Below are 15800 nucleotides of genomic sequence, written 5' to 3'. Positions count from 1 at the left end.
TTAAGCCGCCTGACTGCTTACGACCCCGCTCCAGTCATCAACGCGCCGCACAGCGGTCGTGCTGTTCCTTCGAAGCAGTGGCTGCAGGAGGTTCAATACCGGACCTCGCCCGGTCAGGTGCTCATACGAGGCCGGCTTTGCGAAGGCCATCCACGATCAGCTCGAAATCGTTGGGATCCTTGTAGGGCAACACTTTGCGGCGATGTTCCAGTGAGTATTGGGGGTTGACGCGAAACACTTCCTGCCACTCGCGACGGGCTTCTTCGAACCGACCCAGATGGCCGTAGCTCGCCGCCAGGAGCACGCGTGAGACGTCGGTGGAAGGGTTACGAACAAGTCGCCGCCTCAGGATCCCAATTGCCTCTTCGTACCTGCGCAACTGGAACATCGCTTGCGCCTGGAAGTGAAGGTACACGTCCGGATAATACGGGTTCAAGGCCATTGCCCTGTCGAAACACCGGAGTGCGTCCTCAGCCTTGCCGGAATAATGCAGTGCGTAACCGAGATTTTCGTGCCCCTCGGCAAGATTTGGCGCAAGAGCGATCAAGCGTTTAGCCGAGCAGATGGCCGCCTCATGCCGTCGCGAATACAATTCGGCGATGCCCAGCGCCCAATGTGCGTAAGGATATCGATCGTCGAGCGCCACTGCCCGTGCCGCGAACATTTCCGCTTCTGCCATTGCGTTCGACCACGACGAGCTCCACTGGTTTGCATAGTCCAGTATGTTTGCGAACGCGAGGAACGCGTAGGCGGGAGCGAATTTCGGGTCGAATTCGACGGCGCGCTGCAACAGCTCCCGGCCCTTGATGTTTTCCGCTTTCGTGAACCGCCATAGCTGCTCTCGGCCATGAAGAAAGCAGTCATATGCGTCCAGGTTGCCGGTTTGTTCGGTCGCGAGCCGCTGCTGGTCGCCCTTTGTCAGGTTGAGCGCCAGCGCGTCGACAATTTGCTGCGTAACGTCGTCCTGTACGGCAAAGATATCGGTCAGGTTGCGATCGAAGCGCTCCGCCCACAGATGTCCGCCTGTGGTCGCGTCAATAAGCTGCGCGGTGATACGTACCCTGTTGCCGGATTTGCGAACGCTGCCCTCCAGCACGTAATGCACGCCGAGGTTCCGGCCGACCTCCTGAACGTTCACGTTCCTGCCCTTGAAAGTGAAGGACGAATTGCGAGCGATCACAAACAGCTGCGACAGCTTTGAGAGAGCTGTGATGATGTCTTCGGAGATTCCGTCGGCGAAATATTCCTGCTCGGCATCACCGCTCATGTTGGCGAAGGGCAGCACGGCGATCGATAACTGAGGCGGTGCCGCTGTGGAAAGCAGAGCTTCCGAAAGTTCGTGGGTCACAGGCGCCTTTGCGTGAGCCGCGGTGCCGACTCGGAGTGAATAAACCCGGATCGGTTCGGCAATATTCTTGAGCTGGGTGTCGCCGAGATCACTGACCGAAACGTCTAGTCTCGTCTTGACTTGCCGATAGGCGTCTTCGGACAGGCAGATGGTGCCCGGGGCCGCGACACCCTCCAGACGCGAGGCGATGTTGACGCCGTCGCCCATCAGGTCGCCGTCGCTTTCTTCGACCACGTCGCCCAAATGTATCCCAATCCGAAACTCGATGCGGCGGTCCTCGGGCACGCCGGCGTTGCGCTCGACCATGCCATTCTGCACTTCTATGGCGCAGCGCACGGCGTCTACCACACTGCGGAATTCAACCAACGCACCATCGCCTGTGCGCTTGACCATACGACCGTTGTACACGGCGATGGTCGGGTCGATCAGGTCGCTTCGAAGTGCCCGCAACCGGGCCAACGTACGATCTTCATCCGTGCTCGCCAGCCGGCTGTACCCGACCACATCAGCGGCAAGGATCGCGGCTAGCTTGCGGCTCTCGCTCACGGGCCAATCTCCTCGTATCCACAATAACACGAAGAGGCAGGGAAACATGAAAGTTCGCTGCCCCCAGAGCGGTATCCTGCACTCGCTAGAATTCTACACCCCACGCCGAAGTAAGGGGTCATCCGGCGCTGCTGCCTGGCAAGGGACGGCACGCCCCTCAATGCCTCTTGAAATACTGCACCTCGCGTTCGTGCTTCTGCGCAGCCTCGCGGCTGTCAAACGTCCCGAGATTGCGGCGCTTGCCGGTCTTTTCGTCCTTCTTGCGCGAATAGAGGCGGTATTTTCCGTCTTTGAGTTTTCTGATCATCTGTCACTCCCCGAGCCGCTGCTTCCCCTTGAGGTTGCGCGCGGCTTGCTCGATCGCCGCCCGGTCGTTGCCCAGCCTGTCGATCAGTTCCTGCGCCTGTTCGCCCGATATGCCGGTGCGCATAGCCAGGGCTTCCACCGTCAAGACGTCGGAGCTCGCGACCTCGCGGGTTTCCGGCAGGGCATCGCCTGCCGTCAGCGGCAGGGCTGCCTCCCTGTCGATCTCGGCCTCGGCCCGGTGCCAGTGCCGCTCGGGATCGCCGTGGATCCCGCCTTCGCGTTCCCAGATCTGGTATGCGCGCTCACGGATCTTGTCTTCCCGGTCGTCGCTCATGCTGATTCCTCCTGTGGATATTCGGATGAACGCCGCGCCAACACGAACGATCCAAGAAATCTGCGTGATCGGCGGTCGCACAGGCGCCATGCACTGCGGCCGCCAGTTCGCCGCTCAGCACCCACCTACTCGCACTGCCGGCGCGGGCCGCCGGAATAGGGCTGGTAGGTGTTGTCTTCCGGCCGATAGGAGCGGTAGCGGCTGAAGCAATATTGCACGTGGTCGGGCGGAAGCCAGGCGCCGCCGGTTTCATCCGCCGGAACATCGCCATCCATCGACCACGTGTCGGTCGCCTCGACATAGCTGGCGCCATCGTCGGCAGGCTGTGCGGCGCGGTCGGCCGCACCGGCATCGAGATAGGGCGAGATGCAGGGACGCTGCTCCCCGCTGTAGGAGATGTAGTGGTCGTCGCTTGGCCTGTAGGAGCGGTAGCGGCTCGCGCACCATTCCACATGGGCGGCGGGCATGGCCTGCTGCTCGTCGGTTGCCGGCGTTGCCGGCTTGATGGAGGCGGTGGTGTCGGGCGCCGAAGCTGCGGCATCGGCAGGTTTCGCGGTGCGATCAACTGGGGCCTGATCAAATGGGGCCTGATCAGCCGGGACTTCTGCAACCTCTGGGACCGCTGGGAGCTCTGCGACTTCTGCGACCTCTGGAACCGCGCGGGCGGGAAGGCGCTCAAGCTGCTGCGAAGCGGGGTTGACCTTCCGCGGCTCCCTCGGCCACAGTTCGGCAACGCTGGAAGTCGGAGCGACCGGCCGCACCGGCTCGGCGGAGAGAATCCACAGGGCGAAAGCCAATCCGCTGGCGAAAACCGCCAGCGTCAGCACGAAGCCGCCAAGTACCGCCGATAAAGCTCTCACCCTGCGCTCCTTTGCCCCGTCATCTGTTAGAATGCGAGGCACTGGATCCGGTTCCAACTAGCGCGGCGTGCCAGGCAACTCGGACAGGCGCGGCTCGTGTGCGGGGGCGCAGTCGACCCGGGGCGGACACGGTTTTGTGGTGAATGTTGCGGATGTCGCGGAGGCTGACTCCTCTCGCAGAACCTGGGTTCCTCGCCCCCACGAACGTGGGGGAGAGGTGGCTCGGCGAAGCCGAGACGGAGAGGGGGAATTTGCGCAGGCTTGCGCCATAAGGCCTTCATCCAGGGGGAGGTTTCCGTGTTTCGAAAGGCCCCCTCTCCGGGGGCGGGGGGGGCCCCCCACCCCCCCCCGCGGGGGGGGCGGCCCCCCCCCCCCCCCCCCCCCCCCCCGGCGGCGGCCCCCCCCCCCCCAAAACACCCCCCCCCCCCCGGGCCGCGCCGCGCCCACCTCTCCCCCGCTTGCGGGGGCGAGGAACCAAGGTTTCAGAGGTCGCCGACAAGCTCCGTGTAGGTCCTCACCGTCCCATCCTGCCCGCGAATCCGCCAGGTGTCGCCGTCCTGCGCCTCGACATGGCACGGGCCGAGCCCGAGCGGCACCTTGCCGCCGCCGTCGGGCAGATCCAGCACGTAGACGGGGTTGCAGATGCCCGACAGGCGCGCCCGCAAGGCGCTGACCAGCGCCCGTCCCTCGGCAATCGTGGTGCGCCGATGCGCCATGCCGCGCGCGAGGTCGCCGTGGTGCAGGTAATAGGGTTTTATGCCGAGGCGGTACATCAGCTCGCGGCACAGTTCCTCCAGCACCTCGACGGTGTCGTTGACGCCTTTCAGCAGGACGCTCTGGTTGAGCAGCACGAAGCCGCCCTGCCGCAACGCGCGGCAGGCTTCTTCGGTGGCCGGGGTGATCTCCCGCGCGTGGTTGAAATGGGTGACGACTGTGACCATCAGCCGGCCCTGCAGCGAGCGAACTAGCCCTGACGTGACGCGCGAGGGCAGCGCTACGGGCACGCGGGTGTGGATGCGCAAGAGCCGCACATGCGCAACCGCCTCGATGCGGGCGCGGATTTCTGCCAGCGCCTTGTCCGGCAGTGACAGCGGATCGCCTCCGGTCAGGATCACCTCGCGGATTTCGGGGTGGGCCTCGATATAGGCGAAGGCCGGCTCCAGCGCCTCGCGCGAAAAACCCCGGCCGATCGAGGTCAGCGACTCCTTGCGAAAGCAGAACCGGCAATAGACCGCACACTGATAGGTCGCAAATAGCAGAACCCGGTCGGCATGGCGATGCGTCAATCGCGGCACCGGGCTGAAGGCGTGGTCGGCGATCGGATCGTCGAGCTCGCCTTCCTGCTCAGCCAGCTCGTCGGGCGACGGGATGACCTGAAGCCGGATCGGATCGGCGGGGTCGCTCCAGTCGATCAGGTCGAGGTAGGCTTTTGGGATGCGAACCTTGTGGCGCGTGGCCGCGGCTTGAGCCGCCGCGCGCTCGGCTGGCGACAGCGGCAGGGAGTCGAGATCGCGCACCTGCCGCACGCCGGCGCGAACATCGCCCTGCCACGCGGCGTCGTAGGCGGGCTCGTCGTCGGCCGCCATGACGGCGTCGGGGGTATCGAGGTGTGAGGTCATCGCAGGCTCCTTGAATTCGGGCTGGATACAGGATTGGAGCCGAGGTGCGAACCCTTGCCGGATGCACTCGCGAACGCGCACGGCGCCGAAGCTGCCAATCTCCCCCCTCGTGGGGGAGATGCCCGGCAGGACGGAGGGGGGCGCTGTCCCGCCGACTTCTCTCACCGATCCGCTCTCACGCGCATTCGCTTAGAACGTCCTTTGCGCGTTCAGAACGAACAAGGTTGGCGATCCTTCGCGCCCCCCTCTGCCCTGCCGGACATCTCCCCCACAAGGGGGGAGATTGGCAGCTTCAGCGCCCGCCTGGTTTCTCAGCACGCCCATCCGGCTTCATGATGATCTCGCGATGCGGGTAGGGGATGTCTATGCCGTTTTCCCTAAAAGTGTCCCACAGCGCCAGCAGCACCCTGCCGCGCACGTTGGTCAAGCCTTGCTGAGGGTCGTGGATCCAGAAGCGCAGCACGAAATTGAGCGAGGATTCGCCGAAGTCGGTGAGCCAGCAGACCGGCCGCCGGTCCGCTTCGACCCGGCCGACGCTCATGGCGGCCTTGATCGCCAGTTCACTGACCTTATGCGGGTCGGCATCGTAAGAGACCCCGAAATTCACGTCGAGCCGCACGAGGTTGTCGCTGAACGACCAGTTGATGACCCTTTGGGTGATGAAGTCCTCGTTCGGGATCAGGTATTCGCGGCCGTCGCGCGTCACCACCGAGACAAACCGCGCCCGCAATTCGCGCACCCAGCCGAAAGTGCCTTCGAGCGAAATAGTGTCGCCCGGCTTGATCGACTTGTCGAGCAGGATGATCATGCCGGAGACGAAATTCGAAACAACCTTCTGCAGCCCGAAAGCCAGGCCGACGCCGACGGCGCCGGAGAATATCGTCAGGGCCGTCAGGTCTAGTCCGACGGAAGACAGGGCGATGGCACCCGCCACCAGCACAAGGCCGACCTTTGCGACCTTGCCGACGAGGACGCGGATCGAGGGCGTCAGCTCTTCGGAGATGCGGACGCGCTCGTCGATATACTTGCCGACGACCACCGCAAGCCAAACCGTGGCGATCAGCAGCAGCGCCGCTTTCAGCACCATGAGCGCCGAAAGGCGCACCGCGCCCAAAGGTATTGCGAGGCCGTCCAGGAAAGTCGCGGCGTCGTCGTCGATGCCCAGGATGACAAGGGCCGCATAGATCCAGGTCAGCCAGGCGAGAGCCCGCGCGACAAAGCGATTGCGGACGATGCGCGACAGCACCGACGCAAACAGCCACGCAAGCGATAGGGAGAGCGCGATATAGATGAAATGGGTCCGGCTCGGCCAGGTGACGGCGCGCATGAGAACGAGCGCGGCAAGCAGGAAGACCGTGAACAGGATCCAGTCGGTGCGCCGCAACAGGGCAACGACGACCCTCAACAGTCCGGGATGCCCCTTGATCTGGCGTGCCCGGTTCTCCACGAGCGGTTCGATGCGCTGCGCTGCGAGCTTCGCGACGAGGAAGAGCACGACGATGATGGCAGCCTGATAGAAAAACCACGGCGTGACGGCGTAGTCGAACCATCGGCTGGCCCAGGCCAGCGATTCATCAATGGCGTTGCGAAAATCCATTCCCACACGACCGTTATGGACTGGCGACCAACACAATGTCGCCGGCCTGGTGCAGGGTCAAGCCGGCGCTCTGCGCTTCACCCCGCGCCCCCGGCGCCTTTTGGCCGGTGCGCTCAACATGTCAGGTATAGCCGCCGCCATAAGAGTGACGCACGCGGCCAGGCAGCGGCCGCCAGAAACAACAACTGATTGGAAACAACCGCTGGAAAATCGCCAACGCGCAACATTGAATCACTGTTATATTAGCTTGCTCTTAAATTAGATTTAGCGTATGTATGCAGGTGGCCGGTGATCTACCCCCCAACCGGTTAGGCTCGGCGCCAGTCCCGCCCCCCTCAGGCCAACGACGCCGGGCCGCTCGGCCTTTATTCTTTCTTTAAATATCCCTGCTGTTCCTGTCGCGCAGTTGAGAAGTCGACCGATCGTCGGCCTCTTCGATATCGATCAAGGGGCGCCCCTCCTCAATAACCGGCGGTGAACACTTCGACGATGTCCGCGATCCCTCAGGTGTCGGCCTTCCCGTCGCCAGCCATGGTCGCTAATCTCGGCTCACGGAAAGGCTGGAGAAGAGGAATGGCGAACGACTTATCGCCAAGGCTTTTGGCGATCGTTGACGCGCTGCCTTTGCGGCACGGCATGCGCGTGCTGGAGATCGGCTGCGGCCCAGGTGCTGCAACGCGCGAGATCGTGCGCCGGATTGGCGACGGTCACGTGTTGGCGATCGACCGCTCGGCCAAAGCCATCGCGCAGGCCAGGGCCGCCTCGCGCGCCGAGATTGCAGCAAGCCGGCTGAGCTTTCGTCAGGTCGCCATCGAGGACTTCAACCTTGAGGCGGACGAAAAGCACTTCGACATTGCAGTTGCGGTGCGCGTCGGCGCGCTGGACGGGCGTCATCCCGAAGCAGGAAAAATCGCCCTGCAACGGCTCAAGGGGGCGTTGACGGCGCAAGGCCGGCTGTTCATCGACGGCGGCGATCCGCTGCGCGAAATTGTGATACACGGCTGAGCAGCCCGTGCTTCCTTTCCGGAATCGAGCGTTTGGGTCATGGTGAGCGGCAACGCCGCTCTGCGCCTCAGCTCCGCAACCCAGGCGCCTCCTGCCCGGTTCGCTCGACATACTCCGTATAGCCGCCGCCATAGGTGTGGATGCCCTCCGGCGTCAGTTCCAGCACACGGTTCGACAGCGCCGCCAGAAAATGCCGATCGTGGGAGACAAACAGCATAGTGCCCTCATACTGCGAAAGTGCCGTGATCAGCATCTCTTTGGTGGCGATGTCGAGGTGGTTGGTCGGCTCGTCCAGCACCAGCAGGTTGGGCGGGTCGAACAGCATCAGCGCCATCACCAGCCGCGCCTTCTCGCCGCCCGACAGCACCCGGCATTTCTTGTCGATCTCGTCGCCGGAAAAGCCGAAGCAGCCGGCCAGCGCGCGCAACGGCGCCTGGCCGGCCTGCGGAAAGGCGCCCTCAAGCGTCTGGAACACGGTGCGTTCGCCCTCCAGCACTTCCATGGCGTGCTGGGCGAAATAGCCCATCTTGACGCTAGGCCCCCGCGCCACCGTGCCATTGTCCGGCGCGGAAGCGCCGGCGACCAGCTTCAGCAGCGTCGACTTGCCGGCGCCGTTGATGCCCATCACGCACCAGCGCTCGCGGCGGCGCACCTGGAAATCCAGCCCCTGATAGATCGGGCGGCTGCCATAGCCCTTGTGGACGTTCTTCAGCGTCACCACGTCCTCGCCGCAGCGCGGCGCCGGCTGGAAATCGAACGACACTTTCTGGCGGCGTTTTGGCGGCTCGACGCGGTCGATCTTCTCCAGCTTCTTCACCCGGCTCTGCACCTGGGCGGCATGTGACGCCCGCGCCTTGAAGCGCTCGATGAAGGCGATCTCCTTGGCCAGCATCGCCTGCTGGCGTTCGAACTGCGCCTGCTGCTGCCGGTCGGCGATCGCACGCTGCTGCTGGTAGAATTCATAGTTGCCGGAGTAAGCGGTCAGCGAGCCGCCATCGATCTCCACCACCTTGTCGACGATGCGGTTCATGAACTCGCGGTCGTGCGAGGTCATCAGCAGGGCGCCGTCATAATTCTTCAGGAACTGTTCCAGCCAGATCAGGCTTTCCAGGTCGAGATGGTTGCTCGGCTCGTCGAGCAGCATGGCGTCGGGCCGCATCAGCAGGATCCTGGCCAGCGCCACGCGCATCTTCCAGCCGCCGGAAAGCTTTCCGACGTCGCCGTCCATCATCTCCTGGCTGAAGCCGAGGCCGTCCAGCACCTCGCGGGCGCGGCCATCCAGCGCATAGCCGTCGAGCTCCTCGAACCGCGCCTGCAGGTCGCCGTAGCGGGCGATGATCGCGTCCATCTCGTCGGCGCGATCGGGATCGCCCATGGCGGCTTCGAGTTCGCCCATCTCCGCCGCCACTTCGCTCACCGGCCCGGCGCCGTCCATCACTTCGGCGACCGCGCTGCGGCCCGCCATATCGCCGACATCCTGGCTGAAATAGCCGATGGTGACGCCGCGATCGACCGAGACCTGGCCCTCGTCGGGCTGCTCCTCGCCGTTGATCATGCGAAACAGCGTCGTCTTGCCGGCGCCGTTGGGGCCGACCAGGCCGACCTTCTCGCCCTTCTGCAGGGAGGCGGAGGCCTCGATGAAGACGATCTGGCGGCCGTTCTGCTTGCTGATGCTTTCCAGTCGAATCATGCTTTTCACGCGCGTCCAAGGGAGTTTCCCCGCGCCAATACGCGATAGGCGGCGTCTGCGGAACCCGCAAATCGATGGGAATACGACGCAACATTCGAAGTTCGAACTGAATTGGCGGAACCTCGGATAGTGCCGGCAGTTTAGAAAGATGACCTCAAACAGCGAAGGAGGACGAGATGAAGACCCTAACCGCTATTTTGCTCGCCACCTCAATGATCGGGCTGACGGCCGGCACGGCAAGCGCTACCTGCCACGACACGACCGCATCGATCGAAACTCAATCAGGCGTCGCAAAAGACGCAACGCGCGCGCCCCTCGAAACCGACGCGAATACCGGTAACAGGGTAAAGGGCGGCCCGGCCAACAAGACCGGCAACACCATGCCGCTTGCCAACCAGGAAGCCGGTGGCGATAAAAACCTTGCCACCTCGCAGCAGGATGTCGAGGCGCAGCAGGAGGGCGAGAAGACAGCAGCGGCCAAGGCCGACCCCTGCAAGCCGGACTGACGCGAATTGAAAAGCCGTTTGCAGACGGCGCGCCGCAGCACAAGGCGAAGCGCGATGGTCAGCCGATCCCGCCGGTCACCATATAGGCGCCGGCGGCGCGTCCGTCTTCAAGATGCACGACAGCGCTGACGATCGAGCCATACGAGCCGCGCCAGACGCTGTGAATTCTCTCATGCTCTTTGGCCGGTACGACTGCACGCCCGGTGAACCGCGCGCCGGTCCGTTGCATGCGAATGGGCTCGCCGTTGACATGGACGTTCACGCTGGTCTCGATTCCCGTTCCGGCCACATCTAGCGTGACTGTTATCTCGTCCTGATCACCGGCATGGCGCGTCTCGGCGGCAAGCGCCACGGTCAGCGGCGGCGTCTCGCCGGGCATGCTCGCGTTGTGTCGGCCGAAAAAAACATCGTCGGGAAGTTCCGGCGTGCGCGGCGGGCGGCTGCGGCGCTGGCCAAAACGCTCGAAGTCGCCGGCCAGCCGCAGCAGCCGGGTGTCGTCATAGGCCTTGCCAGCGAAGGTTAGGCCGACCGGCATGCCGATATCGGCCATCGTGCCCATCGGCACGGTGACGGTCGGAATGCCGAGATGGCGCGGCACCAGATTGCCATTGGCGACCCAGGTGCCGTTGCGCCAGGCCAGTGCTGCGGAGGCCTCGTTGACATCCGCATCGGCCGGCCCGACATCGGCGACGGCGGGAAACACCACCGCGTCGAGCCGTTGCGCGGCGAGCCAATCCTCGAAATCGATGCGCCGCGTCGCCTCCAGGCCTTTCAGGCCGGCCTCCAGCTCGGGAATGGCCAGGAATGGCGTGACGCCGCGCTTGGCCCGCTCGACATATTCCGCCACATCAAAACTGTCCTCATAACGGTCCGGCAGCGTGCCCGGCGGCTGCGGAAAGATCTTTGGGCCGTCGACCGACGCGAGATCGGCGATGGCAGGGTCGGCATTGGCGCGCAGGAAATCGTCCCAGGCGAAGACGCACACGTCCCAGATCTCGCGCTCGGCGAATCCTTTGGGAATCAGCCCGCGATCGACCATGTTTTTTGCTCCCGGCCGGTCGCGCTCGTAGTTGGAGACGACGGGAAAATCGACCTCGACCACATCTGCGCCGAGCCGCCGCAGATCGGCCGCCGCCTGCTGCCACAGTTCCAGCACCGAGGCGCGGGTCTGGATCGCAACGTCCGTATCGCGGCCGATATACATGCGGGGCACGCCGAGCCGCATGCCTCGGAGCGCTCCCTCCAGCTCGAGGCCGGTGTAGCTTGGCGGCCGTACATCCGAGCTCTTCGGCAGCGCCACCCAGGGCTGCGCACGCCAGAAATCGCCCCTTGTGTTCGGATCGTCGGCGACGATCACGTCGAGCAGTTCGAGCATGTCGGGCACGCTGCGCGTATGCGGCACCACCACGTCCATCGTCGGCACCAGCGGCCAGTTGCCGCGCACGGAAATGACGCCGCGCGACGGCGTGTAGGCGACCAGCGCGTTGTTCGACGCCGGCGCGCGGCCCGACGACCATGTCTCCTCGCCAAGCCCGAAGGCGGCGAAGCTGGCGGCGGTCGCGGTGCCGGAGCCACTCGACGAGCCCGACGCGAAGGCGGCGGTCAGGTAATCGGCATTGTAGGGGCTTTCCGCCCGGCCGTAGGCGCCGCGCTGCATGCCGCCATTGGCCATTGGCGGCATATTGGTCAGTCCGATCAGCACCGCGCCGCCGGCCCGCAGCCGCCCGATGGTGAAGGCGTCCTCGTTGGCGATGAGATGCTCGAAGGCCGGCGAGCCGGCGGCGACTGTCATACCTGATACCTTGTAGCTGTCCTTGGCGGTATAGGGGATGCCGTCCAGCGGCCCGAGCGCAGCACCATTCCTGCGGCGCCAGTCGGACGCGGCCGCCTCCTCGAACATTTTGGAATTGAGCAAGGGAACGGCATTGAGGGCGATGCCATGGCGGTCGTACCTGGCGATGCGCCTGAGATACGCGCTGACCAGCTCGACGCTGGTGACGGTGCCGGCCTCCAGCGCCCGCCGCAGCTGTGCGATCGACGCTTCGACGATGTGGAGACTGGTCGTCATGTTCGGTCCCTGCACCCTGCGCGACGATGGGGCCTAGCGCCGATATTGCACAGGTCGCGTTCTTTCACACCCCCCTCTGCCCTGCCGGGCATCTCCCCCGCAAGGGGGGAGATCGGCAGCGTCCTCGACAGCGCCAACTTTTCAACGCTGGAGATTGACGAAAGCCGAAGTGACATCCGATCTCCCCCCTTGCGGGGGAGATGTCCGGCAGGACAGAGGGGGGTGCTCAAGCGCCGATCAGGAAATTGATCACTCCGGCGCGCCGGCGAAGAGCACTACGCCGTCGCCGCCGCCCGCCGGCCAGTCCCGGATGGTGCGGTCGTAGCCGCCGGTCAGCACCGTGCCGTCGGCGGCGAACGCCACCGCGTAGACCGGACCGGACCGGCTGTCGAACAGGGCGATCTCGCTGCCGGTTTCCATGTCCCACAGCCGTGCCGTGCCGTCGAGCGAGCCGGACAGCAGCCGCTTGCCGTCGGCGGACAGCGCCAGCGCATAGACCGTGCCCGAATGGCCCTCGAGGCGGCGGACTTCGCGGCCGCTGTCGAGATCCCAGAGCTTGATCGTATAATCGCCGCTGCCGGTGATCAGATGGCGCCCGTCGGCCGTGAACACCACGCCATAGGGGCCGCGCTCATGCCCGTGCCAGCTGCGCAGCTGCTTGCCGGTGTCGATGTCCCATAGTTTTAGTGTGCCCTCGATACTGCCGCTGATCGCGCGTGTGCCGTCGGGCGAGACGGCGACCCCGCTGATCGACCAGTCGTGCCCCGGCATCACATGCAGCACCGAGCCTTTCTCGATATCCCAGACGATGACCCTGCCGGTGTCGTGCCCGCTGACAGCACGTTTGCCATCGGGGCTGATCGCCAGCTTGTTGACGCCGCCGTTCTGGCCTGACGAGAAGACGTGCAGCACCGCGCCATCGGCGAGCTGGCGCAGCACGATCTCGCCATCGTCGCCCGCCGTCAGCGCCCGCGCCCCATCGGGCAGGAAAAGCGCGGTACGCGCCATGTCCTTGTGGATGCCGAGGGTGCGGATCAGGCGCTTGCCGTCGATATCCCAGAGCTTGATCGTGCGGTCGGTACTGGCGCTCATGATCGAGTGACCGTCGGACGCCACCGCCAGCCAGACCACGGGCTCGCGGTGGCCGTCGGGCTGCGTCGGCTGCGGCGGCGGAGCCTGAGGCAGCGGCGCGACGGTCTGCGGTGGCGCAGCCGGGGCTGGAGCAGGCTCCGGCGGTGAGACAGGTGGGGCCAGCGCGACCTCGGATGGCGAGGCAGGAGCCGCTTCCGGTTCCGGGGCCGGTGCGCTGGTGACGTCTTGGCCTTCCGGCGCGCTTGGCACGGTTTGCTCGGCGATCAGGCTTTTGCCGGCGTCCTGTGGCTGCCGCGACCAGGGGCCGAGTTGGTCGGCCACCAGAGCGAGCACGGCGAGGAACGGAACGACGGCAAAGAGCCGCCGCAGGCGTGGTCGTCCGCCGGGTTGCAGTTCGGCGCCCCTGCCGAACAGAGGCGTCTTCGGAACGAGCGTCGATCGGCCCGGCAGCAGGCCGGCCCAGAACAGCAGGGCGGCAAGAGCTGAGAAAACACCCGCGGCGCCGAAAAAAGCCAGGCGCGCGGACGCGAAAGCGTCGCCGGCGCCCTCGCCGCCCAGCGCGAAATACACGCGTGTGAAGCAGAGCATGCCGATCGCAAGCAGAAGTGCCGCGAGCAGCCTGTCGACAAACCTGTTCATCGGACTCCCCTCGCGCCGCTGTTCGCTTCGCCCGCAATGATGCAGGTCGGCGCCGGGCTTGTCGATGCCCGGTCAATTCCGAAGAGCGAAACAGCGAGCGCAAAACGCGCGCCTGCGCCAAAGCGCTCGATATGGCCTGGCGACACTCTCGGTCGCCGCAATGTTGCCCGGTCGCGCGCTAGAATCGCCTAGCAGGGAACTCAGCACCGAGGCCAAGTGATGGATGATTGGAAACTACCCTGGGACGGCGGCTGCCTGTGCGGCGGGATACGCTTTCGCATAAGTGCGCCGCCCTTGCTGACAATGGCCTGTCATTGCACCGGCTGTCAGAAGCTGACCGCGAGTGCTTATTCCCTGACTATGGCGGTGCCAAGCAGCGGCTTCACCGTTACGCAAGGCGAGCCGGTGGTCGGCGGCATGCATGGGCCGCACCGGCAACTCTACTGCCCGCATTGCAAGAACTGGATGTTCACCCATCCGCACGGCCTGGACTTCTTCGTCAATGTTCGCGCGACCATGCTGGACGAGCATCATTGGTATGTGCCCTTCGTCGAGGTCTTCACGCTGCCCTGGGCAACGACCGCCGCCAGCCACAGCTTCGCCACCCAACCCGACCTTGAGGGGTATACGCCATTGATCGAGGCCTTCGCCCGCGAAGGCGCGCGACCGGGCTGACCGGTTGCGCATGAAGGATTAAGATTGGCGAAACCGCCAATGACGGCCAATCTCCGCCCTCACCGCAACTCAACCCACACCGGCGCGTGGTCGCTGGCGCCGGGCTCGCCGCGGACGTCGCGGTCGATGCCTGCCCCGGCCAGCCGGCGCGCCAGTTTCTTGGACAGCAATATATGGTCGAGCCGCAGGCCGGCGTCGCGCGGCCAGCGGTTGCGGCGATAATCCCAGAATGTGTAGAGCGTCTCCTTCGGGTGCTTCTTGCGCAGCGCATCGGTCCAGCCCTGGTCGAGCAGCGCTGCGAAGGCGGCGCGGCTTTCCGGCTGCACCAGCGCATTGTCGTCATAGGAGCGGGTCGGATAGATGTCGCGCGGCTCGGGCACGATGTTGTAGTCGCCGGCCAGCACCACCGGCAGGCCGGTGTCGAACAGTTCTTCCGCATGCGCGTTCAGGCGTTCGTGCCACGCCAGCTTGTAGGTGAATTTCGGGCCGGGCTGCGGGTTGCCGTTCGGCGCATAGAGGCAGGCGACGACGATGCCGCTGACCGCCGCCTCGACATAGCGGGCCTGGTTATCGCCGTCGTCGCCGGGCAGTGCCTCGCGGGTCAGAACGGGTTCTGAACCCCGCGCCAGTATGGCGACGCCGTTCCAGGTCGGCTGCCCCACCCAAACCGCGCCATAGCCGGCCGCGGCGAGTGCTGTGCGTGGAAACTGCGTCTGCCTCGCCTTCAGTTCCTGCAGGCAGACGATGTCGGGCTTGGCGACAGTCAGCCAGGCGAGCAGGTTTTGCAGCCGGCCGTTGATGTTGTTGACGTTGAAGGTGGCGATCTTCATCGGCCTGCTTCAGCGCACGATGCGCTCGGTCCACGCCTTCACCGCATCGGCGAGTGTCTTCAGATGATCGGCAGTGGAGAAGCCGGAGATGCTCTTGCGCGGCTTCAAATCGTGGTCGCCATCCTCCAGCCACCGCACTTCGATGGCGTCGGAAAGATCGTAGGTCGCGACCTCGTCCCTGGTCCCGAATTCGTCGCGTGTGCCCTGGAAGATCAATGTCGGCGTCTTGAGATCGGCGAGGTGTTTTGTCCGAAGCTGTGTCGGTTTCCCCGGCGGATGGAAGGGATAGCCGAGGCAAAGCAGCCCTGAAATGTCGCCCTTCGAAAACACCTCGTCGGCGATCATCGAAGCGACGCGGCCGCCCATCGACTTGCCGCCGATGATGAGCGGCCCGTTCACGCCCTTCGCCCTGAGGTCGGCGATCGCCTTGATGTATTCCGGGTTCACCGTCTCGGCGCGCGGCGGCGGCTTGCGATGGCCGTAGCGGCGGGCCGCCATGTAGTGGAACTCGAAGCGCGCAACGCGGAACCCGGCTTCGGCCAGCGCTTTTGCCGTGGCATTCATCGAGGCAGAATCCATCGGCGCGCCGGCGCCATGGGCGAGCAGGATGGTGATGGAAGCGGTGTCTGGGCCGTCGAGGAGGAAGGTGGTCATGGGGCGGCCCACTTATGAAGGCCGCGTTCCG

The 15800-nt window shown here is 64.9% G+C and carries 15 protein-coding genes; 3 read left to right on the top strand and 12 right to left on the bottom strand.

Annotation, left to right across the window (positions count from 1 at the left end):
* Positions 1-121: 121 nt before the first annotated feature.
* From AC0L15_RS23125 to AC0L15_RS23095, 7 genes are all read right to left on the bottom strand, one after another.
* Positions 122-1894, bottom strand: a complete 1773-nt coding sequence (locus AC0L15_RS23125) for an adenylate/guanylate cyclase domain-containing protein (RefSeq protein WP_473497188.1) — start codon at positions 1892-1894, stop codon at positions 122-124.
* Positions 1895-2051: 157 nt separating this feature from the next.
* Positions 2052-2201 (bottom strand): hypothetical protein, encoded by a 150-nt coding sequence (locus AC0L15_RS23120; RefSeq protein WP_156941652.1) that lies wholly within the window; start codon positions 2199-2201, stop codon positions 2052-2054.
* 3 nt (positions 2202-2204) lie between these two features.
* Positions 2205-2534 (bottom strand): DUF2934 domain-containing protein, encoded by a 330-nt coding sequence (locus tag AC0L15_RS23115; RefSeq protein WP_128170354.1) that lies wholly within the window; start codon positions 2532-2534, stop codon positions 2205-2207.
* A gap of 125 nt (positions 2535-2659) precedes the next feature.
* Positions 2660-3394 carry a BA14K family protein gene (locus tag AC0L15_RS23110; protein ID WP_287249687.1) on the bottom strand — a complete coding sequence of 245 codons (735 nt, stop codon included), beginning with the start codon at positions 3392-3394 and terminating at the stop codon, positions 2660-2662.
* 277 nt (positions 3395-3671) lie between these two features.
* Positions 3672-3872 carry a hypothetical protein gene (locus tag AC0L15_RS23105; protein WP_473497186.1) on the bottom strand — a complete coding sequence of 67 codons (201 nt, stop codon included), beginning with the start codon at positions 3870-3872 and terminating at the stop codon, positions 3672-3674.
* Positions 3873-3876: 4 nt separating this feature from the next.
* Positions 3877-5013, bottom strand: coding sequence for a KamA family radical SAM protein (locus tag AC0L15_RS23100; RefSeq protein WP_287249686.1), 1137 nt, complete (start codon positions 5011-5013; stop codon positions 3877-3879).
* Between the two features lie 292 nt (positions 5014-5305).
* Positions 5306-6610, bottom strand: coding sequence for a mechanosensitive ion channel family protein (locus AC0L15_RS23095; protein ID WP_128172985.1), 1305 nt, complete (start codon positions 6608-6610; stop codon positions 5306-5308).
* 573 nt (positions 6611-7183) lie between these two features.
* On the opposite strand from AC0L15_RS23095, the gene AC0L15_RS23090 reads away from it, so the two are divergent.
* On the top strand, positions 7184-7615 hold the full coding sequence (locus tag AC0L15_RS23090) for a class I SAM-dependent methyltransferase (RefSeq protein WP_287249683.1): 432 nt from the start codon (positions 7184-7186) through the stop codon (positions 7613-7615).
* A gap of 67 nt (positions 7616-7682) precedes the next feature.
* Here the strand turns inward: AC0L15_RS23090 and AC0L15_RS23085 are convergent, their stop codons facing one another.
* Complete coding sequence (locus tag AC0L15_RS23085) at positions 7683-9305, bottom strand: ABC-F family ATP-binding cassette domain-containing protein (protein ID WP_287249708.1); 1623 nt, start codon at positions 9303-9305, stop codon at positions 7683-7685.
* 176 nt (positions 9306-9481) lie between these two features.
* Between AC0L15_RS23085 and AC0L15_RS23080 the strand changes: the two genes are divergently transcribed.
* A complete protein-coding gene (locus AC0L15_RS23080; RefSeq protein WP_287249682.1) occupies positions 9482-9811 on the top strand; it encodes a hypothetical protein in 330 nt (109 codons plus the stop codon).
* Positions 9812-9869: 58 nt separating this feature from the next.
* Here AC0L15_RS23080 and AC0L15_RS23075 read toward each other — a convergent pair whose 3' ends face one another.
* Positions 9870-11879 carry an amidase gene (locus AC0L15_RS23075; protein WP_287249681.1) on the bottom strand — a complete coding sequence of 670 codons (2010 nt, stop codon included), beginning with the start codon at positions 11877-11879 and terminating at the stop codon, positions 9870-9872.
* Between the two features lie 249 nt (positions 11880-12128).
* Positions 12129-13610: a WD40 repeat domain-containing protein gene (locus AC0L15_RS23070; protein ID WP_287249679.1), complete on the bottom strand. Its 1482-nt coding sequence runs from the start codon at positions 13608-13610 to the stop codon at positions 12129-12131.
* A gap of 219 nt (positions 13611-13829) precedes the next feature.
* Here AC0L15_RS23070 and AC0L15_RS23065 point away from each other — a divergent pair, with 219 nt between their 5' ends.
* On the top strand, positions 13830-14285 hold the full coding sequence (locus AC0L15_RS23065; protein ID WP_287249678.1) for a GFA family protein: 456 nt from the start codon (positions 13830-13832) through the stop codon (positions 14283-14285).
* 59 nt (positions 14286-14344) lie between these two features.
* On the opposite strand, the gene AC0L15_RS23060 is transcribed toward AC0L15_RS23065, so the two are convergent.
* Positions 14345-15115: an exodeoxyribonuclease III gene (locus tag AC0L15_RS23060; RefSeq protein ID WP_287249675.1), complete on the bottom strand. Its 771-nt coding sequence runs from the start codon at positions 15113-15115 to the stop codon at positions 14345-14347.
* Positions 15116-15124: 9 nt separating this feature from the next.
* On the bottom strand, positions 15125-15769 hold the full coding sequence (locus tag AC0L15_RS23055) for an alpha/beta hydrolase family protein (RefSeq protein WP_287249673.1): 645 nt from the start codon (positions 15767-15769) through the stop codon (positions 15125-15127).
* Positions 15770-15800 lie beyond the last annotated feature (31 nt).

This window comes from Mesorhizobium sp. WSM4846 (genome assembly GCF_055811415.1).
Note: the sequence above shows the minus strand (reverse complement) of the source record. Positions and strands in the feature narration are given on the sequence as shown.